This is a genomic window from Legionella tunisiensis (genome assembly GCF_000308315.1).
GTDB lineage: Bacteria > Pseudomonadota > Gammaproteobacteria > Legionellales > Legionellaceae > Tatlockia > Tatlockia tunisiensis.
Genome location: NZ_CALJ01000324.1, coordinates 1 through 13,683, shown reverse-complemented (window position 1 = coordinate 13,683; position 13,683 = coordinate 1). Strand labels below are relative to the sequence as shown.

Genomic DNA, 13,683 nt, shown 5'->3' with positions numbered 1-13,683 from the left:
GACAATCCCTTGTTTTGTATATAGGTTAATTTTATTCTAGACGGTAATCTATTTTATATCTAATTCATTTTTATTTTCAGTACCCAATTCAGAATACCATCATCTTAAATCATTGGGCGTAAATAGATCGATAAAATTGAAGGGATACCAAGATAAGGATGAATCGTATGTTGTATCAGTTAAAAAATTATTATTTATATTTGCAGTATCTTTTTGCATAGTGGATGAGGTTTCTGCTGCTTTCAATTTCAATGGCTTGATTGGTGTGGACTATCAACCAAATCATTATGCAGGTAATGTTCCGTTAAATAATCATGACGTTTTTATTGTAGGTAATAGCCAGGGTACACCGATTACTAATATCTACGCGGAATTGGCTCAATTGAAAGAGGCAGGATTTAGTACAGTCCGTTCATATCAGACGACTATTTATTCATGGGTTGATATCATCAATCAAGCCCATGCTTTAGGGATGAAAGTCATTTATGAAGCAGTGATTCCCCAGCAACCTGCAGACTCACCCTACAGTGGTGGTTCGTGCCCAGTTCCCCCTGCAAATCAAGACTATATTCCCTGTGCTCAGGCTACTCTCAATGCAGTAATTACTCAGGTAACCAAACCGATTTTTAATGATACGGTAATTCTTGTATTGGCTGGGCATGAAAATTATTGTGAGGCTGGCAATACAATTTCACCATGCAACAATCCTGTAACTTCAAATATCAGTTATTTAACTTCTGCAGTCAGTGCACTACAAAGTACGCTAACGTCTGTAGGTCTTACTACACCCGTCAGCTCAGCGTTGGTCAGTGGTAATTTGGTAACACCAAGTGTTGCAATCTCAAATGACATGATCACCTTGGCAAACAGCTATTCGGCGGATGCTCCATTGGCTTTTGATCCTTATCCTTTTCAGTGGGGAGTGCCAGCAAATCAGGCGGTATGGACTCCCCCTTTAGCGACTACTATTCAACCCAACAATTCGTTAGCATGGGATTATATCCATGTTGTGGGTTCAGCAAATCCTCCTGCTTTACCAGCAGCGGCACAGCAGCCATTTTATTCACCTGGGCGTGTTCTTTTAGCGGCGGAAACAGGTTGGGCAACAGCAGGGACAACGACAGAGTATGCTTGTAATTCCCCAGGCCCTTGTATGCCCTCTGTAGCCAATGCTTCTACTTATTATCAAGCGCTTTATCAAATCAGCACATCTAATTTTGTTGCCACTTCAGGATATTCGATCGGTGTTCTGGCATTCGAAGCTTATGACGAGCCAAATAAGGGTAGTAGTGCAGAAGGACATTATGGGCTTTTTTGACTCCAATTGTACTCAAAAGGCAGCAGGAGTTGTTCCTACGAACAAATTGGTTTCGGCAACAGGATGCCAGGGATTTTCAAGAGGATCTTTACTGACAATCGTAGGTTTTGCACATCCCTATACGCTTGTTATCAAGCAAAAAATCCGAGTACTGGTAGTGAGGTCTCTGCCACACTGAGCAGTGATGGCAAAGCAAGCACGTTGCCAGGCGCACCCTGGCCACAATATTTGGTCTTTCCAGGTGCAACAATCACGATCAGAGGTAATCCTTCTTGTACCAGTACAGTACAATCAATTGATAGTGCTGGGCATATTACCTTTGCTGGAAAATGCAATTGCCCGAATGATAAGCTTAGTAACTGTTACTACTAAGTGTTTGAATTGAGTAGCAGTGTGCTCCACTGCTGCTTTATTGAGTGCATTCCATGGAGGTTAGCTTGAAACATATTGGATGGTGTCTATCAACCTTAAGTTTGTTCCTTTCGGTAACGTTTGCGGCAACTAATGAACTTGCTTCGATTATACCAACCAATCAAACAGGCTTTTTCGTTGGTTTAGGTGGTAGCTATAATTTTTTCGTATTCATTCTGAGATGTCAGGGAGCCTCAATGCGACTAGTGGTTTTGTGCCCATAGGCTTGTTTTCGGGTGCAACAGGTTCTTATTCGAACTCAAAAGAAGTATTTGCTCCTGAAGGTCAGCTAGGTTATTTTCAACATTTTAATGGCAGTCAATGGTTGTGGGGGATCGAATTTTTGTATCAATACTCACGGGCAAAAATAATCAGTTATAATCGATTCCAGGAGCCAGGTACTTCCATCAATTTTATAAATCCCTCTGTTAATGTTACAGATGAAATCAGTATTAGTTCTATCCAAACAAGAGTGAATGATGAACTTATGTTACCGCTATTTATTGGTCGTTCTTTTATAAATAGTTTTATCTATTTGGGTGTAGGTCCTTCTTTCTTTAGAACAAAACATATTGTAGATGCAAGTTCCGATACGGTTTCTGGATTTTATGCCGGTAATATCAATGGTTTTTCTAATACAAAATGGGTATGGGGAGGTGCAGTACAAACAGGTATGGCATTTTATTTAAATCCTACCTGGTTCCTGAAGTTCAATTACAGTTATGCGATCACGGACCGTTATAAAGCAAATAACAGTCTCTCTTTCTCACCCGAGGTTAATGGCGGGCTTAATGGTGGCACGGTATCTTTTAATACCTCACAGCGCCTTGTGGCACAAGAGGTTGCTGTTTCAATCAACAAAGTATTTGGATGACGATACACAACATAAGTTGCGTTGTTTGTTTGCTATTTGTGCTACTACGCTCCGAGTATCGCGATGGCTTGGTTCATACTCCATTGAATGCTATAGCGGTCAATAAAGTAGAAAATTTTGATTTGCCTTATTAGTTGGATTTAATCATTTACTAACTCTTTTTGAGGTCTCAATTGATGGAGACCAGCAAGCTTCATAGTTCAAGTCAAACTCATCTGTAAAACCCAGGCCGTAACTTAACTCTAGTCTAAAACGTTTGCCCGGAATTGCCCGCTGATTAATTAATAACATATCTTCTGCAGCAAGAGAGAAATCGAAGATATTGATATTTTCCTGAATATGATTCTTATTTCTGCTGCCAGGTAAGGGAATACACCCATTTTGTACAATCCATCTTAAGGCAACCTGACAAGCTGATTTATTATATTTTTTGCCAATGTTGATAAGCGAATTATCCTGATGAAGTCTGCCAAAATCCAGAGGTCGCCATGTCTGGTAAGCGATAGAATTTTCACGACAGAGTGTATAAAGTGCCTGGTCAAAGAAATTGGGATTCATTTCAACTTGTACCCACGAAAGCGGCACACCCACAGCAAGCGCTTTCTTTAAATGATTAATAGTGATATTGCATATGCCAATATGGGTGATTTTGTTCTGTTGTCTAAGATCTTCCATGGCCAAAAGTGTTTTTTCGATTGGTACGGCGCGGTTTGGCCAATGAATGAGATAGGCATCCAAATAATCGGTTTTGAGTTTTTTGAGTGTCGCTTCCAGATCTTTTTGCACCTTTTCTGGTTCCTGCATGTCATGCCATACCTTAGATACGATATAGAATTGCTCACGATCCAGTTTTTGCAGTGCGTTGCCAATAGCGTCTAGATTTTTATAAGCGGTAGCCGTATCAATAATTCGGTAGCCCTGCTCGGCGGCTTGCATAATGACATCGGTGCATTCTTGTCCCAGGAGTTTATCAGAGCCAAATCCAACCATTGGACAGTTTATCTTTCCAGATCGGAAAACTCCATTTGCAACATCGATTTCAATCGGATTGGCAGAATTAGGTGTATTCATAAAAAAGCCTCCTGCAATTATTATTTCTATTGTGTGAGCAGACGAAAATTTATTGCACCACCGTCCTTTAGTGGCAGTGGTTTTATTAAACTATAGAAGATCTATGGGTTCACTCTTAAATTTAATTATAACGCCAATTTGGGTTCGTCTTTCTCAGGGCCCGCTCTCATTTGGTGCATCGCTTTGCTATAATCAGGAACAGCTACTTTGGACGGGGTCACTGCTTCTATCAGTTTTTGCTTTAAGCCCGCTGGCATTATTTTGTCCGGTAGTGCACTAATCCCTACAGTTAATTTGTTCACATATCCTTTTAACAATGAAAGGTTCGTTTCCTTACAGGCTTTCTGAATAAGCTCTAAAGTTTCTTTTAATTCTCTAGGCAAATGCAAAATTTTGTTATTACCTAGAGGTAAAGAAATAGCATTAACATAATCACCAAAGAATCCATATTTTTGCTTTAGGTTCCATTGCTTATGTTCTTTTAATTTTTCGAAGACGGTTAAAAATTGATTTTGCATGACTTTAATACTTGCATGATGGGAATCAAATAGCTTTTTTAAGGGGGCGCGTCGCAGTCCTTCTTCCATTAAAGTAACACTGAGTCTTTTTTGTAAGGATCTGCATCGTGTGCAAGTAAAAATTGACAGCGTGCTGCATCTTGTTTGTGGATTGCAACCCACAAAGGTAATTGAGGGCTACCATTGATGTTATCTATTTCAGTATTCACAAACTGAGGGAACTTCGTCAGGATGGCAGCAGCTATTTCATGGTTATTTTCATGTATAGACTTGATAAAGTTTTTTTGCACCATTCTTCGCTAACGGCCTTAATCGTAAACAACTCTTTAAATAGAACATGATTTTGCTTCTGATAACACCAATCTAAATCATCGGTACGAGCGACAAACCGAGGATCCGCTTGTAATTTTTTAATGCATTTAGTGTAAATTTCTTGGTTATTATGCAGTAATCCTAGTTTATATAGTTGGTTTAGAGCTTCGACTTTTAAACCATCTACAGGTATAGGTTTTATTAGTTGATTAAAAAGATTTTCATCTATTTCAAAAAATCATAAGGATCTGTCCCACTCTGTGAACTTTTAAGCAAAAGAGCACTTTTATCCACAATACGATTACTGATTGCTTTGCAAAGATCGATTTTTTTATGCTGTAGGGCGATTAAATAATATTCAACTAAACTTTCTTGCGATACCTTGCTTATATCTATTTTTGAGGCAATGAGATCAAATAACTCAGGTTTCTGGTTGAGTTGATGCCATGGGTGTAAAGCAACACTAGGGCCTTTTTTAAAGAGTGCATTTTGATCAAAGGTCGGAACTTGTAGTACTGAAGAGATTGTTTCTTGGTGGGCATGTTTGAGGGCCAATAGATAAATATCATGCAAGGTATCTTGAGTCTGTTCTCTATAATTGATGCCGATTAATGCTTGAAGAAAAGGCGCTGTTCGTCCATCCTCAAATTTTGTTCTTTCGCATAGTTCGACAAAACGATTTGTTCCTATTCTTGAATCGCCTTCCTTCTTAAGCATGGTGAAAAAAGGAATATTCTCACGACATTGTTTGATGATGTTTTGGTTGTTATGAATTAACGCCAGAATATAAGCTTCATACCACTCTCCTTTTTTATGAGTAGCGAACAAATTTGTTCACATGATTCCTGCCCTTCTTTATATAACCTGACTAGGGGCGATTCGCCTTTTTTATCTTTTGCAAGTAATAATTCAGGCTTGCGAGTTGCAATATCGGTAAAGAGTTTTGTTTGCAGTGGAGAAAGGTAATGTAGGCAATTTCTTCCCGATGCATCGGTTAATGATAAATCAACATTTGCTTTTAAGAGCATTCTCATTACTTCAACACTGGTATGTTTCGCAGCGATATTTAATAAGGGCATACGCTCTTTACCTGCTGTAATTAATTGAGCAGGATTGATTAAAGTCGTTTGTTCGGCATGGAATTTATTGTAATATTCCATCAGTAGATTAAAAGTATAGCCTTGATCTTTTCGTGTGGATTCTACAAGGGCATACTCAAATGCGTTTTTCTCAAAACGATGTCCTTTTTCAAGAAGAAAATTAATTATCTGCGGCTCACCACTCGAGTATGCTTCGATCATAATATTTTGATCGACATGTTCCTTTTTATAATAACGTTTTACAAACTCAAACTGCCCATAAGATACTGCTGTTTTCAATGCGTGTTTTTTACAGGCCTCTAGCTTCTCATCACCTAGAGCTTGTTCAAGATAGAGGACTAATTTTTGATCGCCATTTTGAATGGCAAAGTCTAGTGCATTATCCTTTGAGTTAGCTCCTTGTTGCGCAAGTGAGTCTTTCCTTTTTTCATAAATGGGGGTTAACAAGTCTGTAGCAGGTGGATAAATGGTAGGTAATACCGCTGGAGCTGGATTATGCAAGCGAGAATAGACGTGCATACGAATACCGTGGTAAGTACCTTGAAACTTGGTTTCATCAAAGTGTAGAGCGCTACTAATTACCTCATCAATCATTTGATTAATTACGGTTTTAAGTGCTGCCGCATTGGCTTCAGCTGTTGCCTTTTCTGGTACTTCAATGGCCCATACTTTTCCATAAGAAGGATCAACTACCTCAATTTTATTACCAACTCGTGTTATCGATATGGCATGTTCATGACATCCTAAAGTAAACCCCACGCCTTGTTGCAAATTATTAATAGTTAAATAGGTTGACAATATGTCTTTAAGTTCTGCTTCGCTAAGAACACCAGCTAATTGATGATGATAGGTTAAGGGAAAAACCTCTCCTTTTCGTTTAAATAATGTTTCTAAAGCTCCTTGCATATGGGATTGAGTGGTACCCGCTTCAATGCCCAGCGTACGATGCAGCCAAAGCGTGTTTTGGATAAACGTCTCGAACGCTTGATGTACCTCAGGACTGATATTGTCTGCAAGAGGATCTGCCTCATAAATCAGTTTTAATAGATTCTCAAATTCTTTGTATTTTCCAGTTAAGGTGCAATACAGACGCTAAACACTTAAACCAAGACAAACTCCTTTATTCGTTACCTCATCATTAAAATCGGCAGTATTGCCGCGAAAACGGCTTTGCCATTGGCTTGCTTTTGCAATTAAGACTTCTTGAGGAAGTGAAGGCATATGTACATGACTCAGTAATATCCCTTCTTGAATTATAGTCTTATTTAGATTTACTGGCGGTTATTGGTCATGACGACATATGTAAAAAGAAAGATAAGGCGATTGCCGAATACACCTTAAGGCGTGTTATGTTAGTAGTCCCATGGTAATTGTAGAATAGGAGCTCAGCAAAGCACTCACTGAAAAATAATATTTTACCCTACGACAGAAGCAATAGAATAAGAGCTGGGTAGCTTATACACAAGGTACTAAAGACTTAGGAGATGATAGTGATAGCCAGGATCAGTAATTCTCTAATAGAAGCTGTAATTCCTGATGAAAAAGGAGCCTATGATGTTGAGATATAAATTTAAAAGGCTTATGCTGCTTGAGAAAAGGACTTTGTTTTTACTATAAAATATGCAAATCCATTGGCATCCCAATATGGTACTAGTTTAGACATAGCCATCTCTCGTTGGAATTGAAAATAATTACTGAGTCCTTGTGTAAATAATGATCAAAAAATATCTGCTGGGAAATTAGTTTAAAAAACCTTCTAATTATGAATAAAGTGATATTTAATTCTTTTTTGCATAGGATGCTATTGATGGTCATTTGTCAAAATAATAATACTTTTGTTTTTTTACATCGCTCTTATTATTTGTAAACATTGGTTATACCATAGGTACTCCTAAATCAGCTGATGGTCGTGAATCGACAGGATATAGTAATCATTTAAATCTGAATGGGATCAGTTCAAACCCGGCGGCAACTAATGCTACGACAGGAACAGGTGCCTTAGGAAGAGCGCTAGGGATTAATGAAAGTTCTGGTGTACGTCTTGGAGGGCTATGGCTAGTTAATGGTAACTCGGTATTTAAAGGGGGAACCGGTACTGATAAAGAAACAGTAAACAATCTTATCCTACTTGATTTAAATGTGGATGGAGAAAGCGCTTTACGATTACCCGGCAGTACTTTCGGTTCTCAATTTTTACAGTTCAATGGAGCAAATACCAATTATGGAACAGGGGCAGTACAAAGCTTTAATAGTACTTCTGCCGGGGCTCCTTTTAATCGCTCTGAATTGTATCAGTTATGGTATTTGCAACGACTTTTTAATGAAAAACTTGCTTTGCGTGTGGGTAAACTTGTAGCAACTTATGACTTTAATAATGTTTTACGTACAACCCCTTTTTATAATACTGCGTTCAATATAAGCAGTCTTTCTGGTTTAATATATGCCCCCATTTTTGTGAACTCTTCAATGTTGGGCGTGTTGCCTAGCTATTACAATTCAGCCTATGGACTAACTGCAAATTATACACCGAATAAATCCTTTTATTTTTCAGGTGGTTTTATGATGGTAATCAAGCTAATGGCACACAAACGGGTCTTACAGGGCCACATTTTAACGGATATTATTTTTACGCTGCTGAAACAGGTTTATATTGGGTTACGGGTCAATATAATAAACCCGGAAACATCAGTATAGGCTACTGGCGACAAACAGGGGAATTAACAACAGGTAATGTAACGCAAAAAATACGCAAGGTGTTTATGCTTTTGGTTCACAACGGCTTTGGTATCGAAAGCCCGGAATTGATAACAGTGGTATTAGTGGTTTTTTCCAATATGGGATTAATAACGCAAAGACTTTACCAATGAAACAATATTTTGGGTTTGGACTTACTGCATTTGCATTGACCCGAGAGAAGGATTCTTTTGGTGCCGGCGCGGCCATCGCTCAATTAAACGCTAATCTGTACTCCAATAATTATGAGGGAATGTATCAGGCTTATTATCAAGCTTATATATTTTCCAATCTATTCTTATTAGGGGCGGTGACCTACATTCCAAAGCCAAGGGCTATTGAAAATACTCCTTCAGCATGGGCGGGTACTCTCCAATTAACAGCATTGTTTTAATATAATGAATAATGGTGATTCAGAATGGCTAGCAGCCTCGAGGATTTTAAGAGATAGCTCTAGAATGGATTGTATAAGCTCATCTTCTCTTGAAGATCAATTTACAATTTATACTACGTGCTGTAAATGAATGATAGACATTCTAAAAATTGACACTGTTCGAGACATCATCCTGATGTTGCTGCAGAATAGAACTATAAAGCCGATTGGGAATTAGAGCGTTTGCTCATTCCTCAATCTCTCTCTATACCATTGAGGACTACAATTAAAAGGGAATTTATGAAACAGTGGATTATACTTTTTGTCATTTGTTTAGCATGGTCTTTAATGTGGGTAGATTTTACTGCAGTTAATGTGGCGTTGGCTCCTATTTCCAAAGATCTTCATACCAATTTGGCAACACTTCAATGGGTCATTACTTCTTATACTGTTTGTTCAGCAGCATTTATGTCGATTGGTGGACGCTTAGGGGATATGTATGGACACCGACGTTTGTTTGTTCTTGGTACCTTTATTTTTACTTTCTCCTCAATCTTAGCTGGATTTTCGTTTAATGCCTCCTTGTTAATTGGAAGTCGTATTGGACAAGGTATTGGCATTGCTATGGTGGTACCGATTGCAACCGCGCTCGTTTACTTAACATTCGACGAGAAGAGGCAAGGAATCGCATTAGGATTTTTAACTGGTACAACAGGTATTGCCATGGCCATAGGCCCAACAATTGGTGGATTGTTATGTACTTATCTAAATTGGCGATGGGTATTTTTTATTAACGTTCCAACTGGAGTTATTGCAATCATCATGTCCTATATGCTCATTGATGAAACCCAGGAAAAGAAGGTATTCAAAATTGATTTTCTAGGAATAATTACATTAATTTTAGGGCTATTATCTTTTTTATTAGGGTTAAATAAAATATCAGATTGGAGGGGCTCTTATCTCTTGGGAATGTTTCTACTTGCTCTGGCCTTTTTTTATCTGTTTATCAAATGTGAACAAAAAATAGTGAACCTCTAATCGATCTCAATTTATTGAAAAATAAAATGCTTATGGGTGTCATTGGTGTTCGAACAGGAGCACAGTATACATTTTTTGTTTTTATGTTTTTGTTTGTTTGTATTTACAGAATATCCTGGGATTCACAGCCGAGGAAGCTGGTTATTTACTATTGGCGTCTACTATAGTATTGGGTCTGCTATCCCCTTTTTCTGGCCACATAATGAAATATATAGCAGCGAGGTATTTGATTAGTTTTAGCTGTCTGCTTCTCGCTATGTCATTACTGATGCTTATGATATCAATTTCCACAACTTCCATGATTTACTTACTGATTTCGTTGATTTTATTTGGAACAGCTTTTGCGGTTCATTTCCCAACTACAAATATTGTAGTCTTGCAAATGGCGCCATCAAAAGACTCCGCATTAGTAACTGGTATTTTATTTACTTTGGCATTTACTGGGGCATCCGCAGGAATAACTTTATCTAGTACTCTATTAAGTGAGTTAAGTGAGTACAAATTAACACCATTTATAAGCAGCTCAAAAACATCATTATCTAAAGACCAATTAGAATGGGTTCAAAATGCAGCATCAGGGGCTGGCCCATTAAATAAATTAAGTCAACTACCGAGTACTATTTCTCATCAATCAATAGCAATAGTAAAGCATAGTTTTGTATTTGGTTTTCAAGTAGTTCTTATGATTTGCTTAATACTTGCTCTTCTTGGTATGATCACTGCGCTGATAGTATTGAAAAATTTTAATCCTAGCTATGATTCTATTTTATTAGAGCCCATTTTGTGAAGACAATGGCAATGGGCTTGATCGAAAATAGAAATTCAACTTATACGGCCGGAGCCAAAAACAACCACACGATTGGATAATTTATAGGGCATCACTTTCCCAAAGATCTCATATTAATGGCTATAAGATAGTAAGGAATATATTGAAGCCCAACTCTTTTATCACGAAAGCACTATACATTTCTGCTTTTAGAGGGCTTTATCCTTAAAAGCAATAACCGCATTAATAAAAGCCTCCATAGGAGGGTTAAGAAATCCAGTTCCAGCCATATAGCGATTCATGTGTTTTTGAGCTAAACCAGAGTTGACTGCGGGGCGGATTTTTTGTCGACTATTTTTAAAATATCAAAACCCATAGGAGCACCACGACCATCTAATTCGGGAATTCTGAAAGAATCACTTTCCGCATGCGTGATGTCATACATTTTTAATGTGATATTAATAGCATCTTGGCTTGAACCAGATATGGATTTTACCGTTCCTCCTAGACCCATCGTCTCAGTAATAGCACTATCTCCCATATCTCGATTAATATCAGATGGCGATACTCCAGGCATCAATAAAACAGGACGACCAATCTCAGAAAGTCCAGTAAACCATTGATTCCCTAATCCTGATACTTTAATTCCAAACTCAGTGCCATTACGTGCCATTGTTGTCACGATACTACTATGATTAACATTTCTACCTGCATCACCAATCGCTTTACAAGTGGCCATGATAGGATTAAGGGCAAATAAATCATCTTGATAGATTAAGGTGATAATTTTTGTCATTAATTCTTTGTTACGACATGCTTTTATTATGCCAGGCATCAATTTTCTTAAGAAGAGCGGGGTTGCAGCATTCATTGTCACATGACAGTCATCTCTCATTAATAAACTTTTACCGATAATAGGCACAAAATCTATGCCTCCAGCATCTAAAATTGCCTGGTTAAGGATAGGAACTACATCGCGTTCTAACCAATGAATATGATCAATAGCCCGTTTTTCATATACACCAAATCGAATCGAACTTCCACGATAATCACCAGGATCATCACTAATATTCGAATAAGTTCTATAACCTGACATTTGGTCTTCAATAATATAAACAGACATGGACGCTGTAATTATCCCAGCCATTGGCCCAACAGCATTATGGTCATGGCAGGATCCCAAATCCACGTCGCCTTTTTCCATTATCGCAATAGCTTCTTCTTTGGTTTTTGCCAGGCCTTCAAACAGTAAACCAGCAATAATCGCTCCTTTTAATGCACCGGATGCTTGTTTCCAAGTAATAGGTGGTCCTGCATGGAGAATTAAATTTTCACGCATTTCAGGAACATGATCCTTGGCTTTTCCAATTCCTATCAATATTGGATTGGCTTGCTTCATACGTTTTAAAGCTTCATCATTAGCTTGTTGAATTACTTCTTTGAATTCTGAGTTTTGTATTTGCTCTAAAATTTCATCCAGATTAGGTTTAATGTGAGTTTGGTTTTGCATGCTGCTTCCTTGTAAATTTATTTTATGTTTGTCATCAAAGCCAAAAAGCCTGGTAGAAAGGCATTTACTATCGATGCAAATATAGAGTAATAGCCTACTAATTTACTAATTTTCATTTTAAATACGATCATTAAAAATATAAGAAAAATAATATGCACCAAACTAACCAATTAACATAGTTCCAAACATACCAGAAAAAACTTATTGTTTTAATCGGACTTATGAGCAATATAGCCAGTGTAGCTGAAACTATTAATGAGAACCACCCAAGGCCAGTCATGTTTTCAACGCCTAGCATTATATTAAGTGCCAACCAAAATAGGTGCAACTAATGAGTAATGTTATCGCACCGCTATAAATGCTAGTAATACTGGAGTTGCTCGAGAAAATGGAAAAAATAGAAACGGATAAAATAATAAATGATGAAAATAAATTAATAAATACAACTGACTTACCTGAAACTTTTTCCAGCAACCATAATCCATCAATCCAGACTACAGATGCAACCAGAAGCGTACTAAAACCACCTATTTGAAAAGATAAATCCATTATAATTTCCCAGTCAGAAGTAGCACGCCAGGCAACCAAGCGCTAGCAATACTAACAAAAACAAAATATATACCAAAAAATGTACTGATGTTATTTTTTTCACGTACATCAAATAATACATTATCAATAAAAAAGCCCATGAGATCAAAGACGCAATCAGCCAGATACTCCATGGTTCTATAACTTGAGTGGCTATATAGAAAATTAATAAAACGCTTAACACAAAAAATAAAGACAAAAATATCCAATCCCTTCGTTAGATATATTGAATATTATATTAAAATCATGCCATAAATACAGACAAGAAAAGAATAGCGCAATACCACCTATTTCAATACTATATATATCTTTTACTTCTCCGAAAATTATAAAAAAGAGAATAGAATAATAAGCATTGATAAAAAATACTTCCTGAAGCGATTTCTTTTTATTTATTTTGGTGAGATGAAAAATCGCATTAAGGAAAAATAGTATACCCAGATAAATAAGTATTGCTCCTTCCAATCGGGTAAGTATTGCTGTATTACTTGCAAGTGACATACAAACTCCATATCGTGGGATTAACAAAAAATACTTAATTTTAGAAAACTTACAATTAATTTATTTAAAATCAATCGGTTATATTTTATACTATGTCTATTTTTTTGATAAATATGCTGGAAAAATCATTCCTAATATTTGGCACACCAGTAAAAGACAGTCAAGATCAAATATTGTAGAAGTTCAAATTTTAACCTAATATATATTTCTAAATTACCGGAAATTATCAGCACAATGTTGAACTACTAAGTCTAACAAATCTAAATCTAGACTAACAAAGATTTACATGCAACACCGTAACCGTAAAATCAAAGAATATTGTTCACAGTGGAAAAATTACTATACTTTAGCCCCATTTATTGAACGTATAGAAAGACATTCAATTTATTAGAAATAGTCTTAATTGTGACTGGTGGGTTTTTTTGCGGTTTGGCCATATGAACTATCCATGGTTTGTTGAGCCCGCGACAGAACCATCCCTTGTATAACATAAAATTGTACGATTCTACGCGAAATCGTATAACTTCGTATAATGTATGCTATACGAAGTTATTACGCCAAAGATCTCAT

General features: G+C 37.1%; 17 protein-coding genes and 1 pseudogene. 7 read left to right on the top strand and 11 right to left on the bottom strand.

The annotated features are described in order from the left end of the window. Positions 1-136 precede the first annotated feature (136 nt). The 3 genes from BN58_RS27620 (at position 137) to BN58_RS27615 (ending at position 2,603) form a co-directional block, all read left to right on the top strand. Positions 137-1,318 (top strand): hypothetical protein, encoded by a 1,182-nt coding sequence (locus BN58_RS27620; RefSeq protein ID WP_019218318.1) that lies wholly within the window; start codon positions 137-139, stop codon positions 1,316-1,318. Positions 1,319-1,381: 63 nt separating this feature from the next. After that, positions 1,382-1,690 carry a hypothetical protein gene (locus tag BN58_RS35540; RefSeq protein WP_019218317.1) on the top strand — a complete coding sequence of 103 codons (309 nt, stop codon included), beginning with the start codon at positions 1,382-1,384 and terminating at the stop codon, positions 1,688-1,690. Positions 1,691-1,910: 220 nt separating this feature from the next. Beyond that, entirely contained in the window at positions 1,911-2,603 is a 693-nt protein-coding gene (locus BN58_RS27615) for an outer membrane protein (RefSeq protein WP_019218316.1), read from the top strand. Positions 2,604-2,747: 144 nt separating this feature from the next. Here BN58_RS27615 and BN58_RS27610 read toward each other — a convergent pair whose 3' ends face one another. The 7 genes from BN58_RS27610 to BN58_RS32085 all read right to left on the bottom strand — a co-directional run bounded on the left by BN58_RS27610 (position 2,748) and on the right by BN58_RS32085 (position 7,721). Further along, entirely contained in the window at positions 2,748-3,674 is a 927-nt protein-coding gene (locus tag BN58_RS27610; RefSeq protein ID WP_019218315.1) for an aldo/keto reductase, read from the bottom strand. A gap of 125 nt (positions 3,675-3,799) precedes the next feature. Continuing rightward, positions 3,800-4,261, bottom strand: coding sequence for a hypothetical protein (locus BN58_RS19750; protein WP_019218314.1), 462 nt, complete (start codon positions 4,259-4,261; stop codon positions 3,800-3,802). After that, positions 4,261-4,485 carry a hypothetical protein gene (locus BN58_RS32090; RefSeq protein WP_019218313.1) on the bottom strand — a complete coding sequence of 75 codons (225 nt, stop codon included), beginning with the start codon at positions 4,483-4,485 and terminating at the stop codon, positions 4,261-4,263. Before BN58_RS32090 ends, BN58_RS19750 begins: the two co-directional genes overlap by 1 nt. 244 nt (positions 4,486-4,729) lie before the next feature. Beyond that, positions 4,730-5,332, bottom strand: coding sequence for a hypothetical protein (locus BN58_RS19740; RefSeq protein ID WP_019218312.1), 603 nt, complete (start codon positions 5,330-5,332; stop codon positions 4,730-4,732). Continuing rightward, a complete protein-coding gene (locus BN58_RS19735; protein WP_019218311.1) occupies positions 5,278-6,510 on the bottom strand; it encodes an ankyrin repeat domain-containing protein in 1,233 nt (410 codons plus the stop codon). The genes BN58_RS19740 and BN58_RS19735 overlap by 55 nt, the downstream gene beginning before the upstream one ends. Positions 6,511-6,696: 186 nt before the next feature. Continuing rightward, entirely contained in the window at positions 6,697-6,825 is a 129-nt protein-coding gene (locus tag BN58_RS36660; protein WP_019218310.1) for a hypothetical protein, read from the bottom strand. 710 nt (positions 6,826-7,535) lie between these two features. Further along, positions 7,536-7,721 carry a hypothetical protein gene (locus BN58_RS32085; RefSeq protein WP_198009986.1) on the bottom strand — a complete coding sequence of 62 codons (186 nt, stop codon included), beginning with the start codon at positions 7,719-7,721 and terminating at the stop codon, positions 7,536-7,538. A gap of 22 nt (positions 7,722-7,743) precedes the next feature. Here BN58_RS32085 and BN58_RS29335 point away from each other — a divergent pair, with 22 nt between their 5' ends. From BN58_RS29335 to BN58_RS19705, 4 genes are all read left to right on the top strand, one after another. Beyond that, positions 7,744-8,298: a carbohydrate porin gene (locus tag BN58_RS29335; protein ID WP_026069630.1), complete on the top strand. Its 555-nt coding sequence runs from the start codon at positions 7,744-7,746 to the stop codon at positions 8,296-8,298. A 106-nt stretch (positions 8,299-8,404) separates the two neighbouring features. Then, positions 8,405-8,731 carry a carbohydrate porin gene (locus BN58_RS29330; RefSeq protein ID WP_232220872.1) on the top strand — a complete coding sequence of 109 codons (327 nt, stop codon included), beginning with the start codon at positions 8,405-8,407 and terminating at the stop codon, positions 8,729-8,731. 279 nt (positions 8,732-9,010) lie between these two features. After that, positions 9,011-9,748 carry an MFS transporter gene (locus BN58_RS19715; protein WP_019218309.1) on the top strand — a complete coding sequence of 246 codons (738 nt, stop codon included), beginning with the start codon at positions 9,011-9,013 and terminating at the stop codon, positions 9,746-9,748. Positions 9,749-9,818: 70 nt separating this feature from the next. Continuing rightward, positions 9,819-10,535: an MFS transporter gene (locus BN58_RS19705; RefSeq protein WP_083852287.1), complete on the top strand. Its 717-nt coding sequence runs from the start codon at positions 9,819-9,821 to the stop codon at positions 10,533-10,535. A 292-nt stretch (positions 10,536-10,827) separates the two neighbouring features. Here BN58_RS19705 and BN58_RS27600 read toward each other — a convergent pair whose 3' ends face one another. From BN58_RS27600 to BN58_RS19685, 4 genes and pseudogenes are all read right to left on the bottom strand, one after another. After that, a complete protein-coding gene (locus BN58_RS27600) occupies positions 10,828-12,024 on the bottom strand; it encodes a YlbE family protein (protein ID WP_051131970.1) in 1,197 nt (398 codons plus the stop codon). Positions 12,025-12,041: 17 nt separating this feature from the next. Beyond that, positions 12,042-12,573 (bottom strand): annotated as a pseudogene (locus BN58_RS38155) (AmiS/UreI family transporter). Beyond that, complete coding sequence (locus BN58_RS31320; RefSeq protein WP_156812652.1) at positions 12,573-12,746, bottom strand: hypothetical protein; 174 nt, start codon at positions 12,744-12,746, stop codon at positions 12,573-12,575. Before BN58_RS31320 ends, BN58_RS38155 begins: the two are co-directional and overlap by 1 nt. Positions 12,747-12,789: 43 nt before the next feature. Further along, positions 12,790-13,113, bottom strand: coding sequence for an AmiS/UreI family transporter (locus tag BN58_RS19685; protein ID WP_019218303.1), 324 nt, complete (start codon positions 13,111-13,113; stop codon positions 12,790-12,792). Positions 13,114-13,683 lie beyond the last annotated feature (570 nt).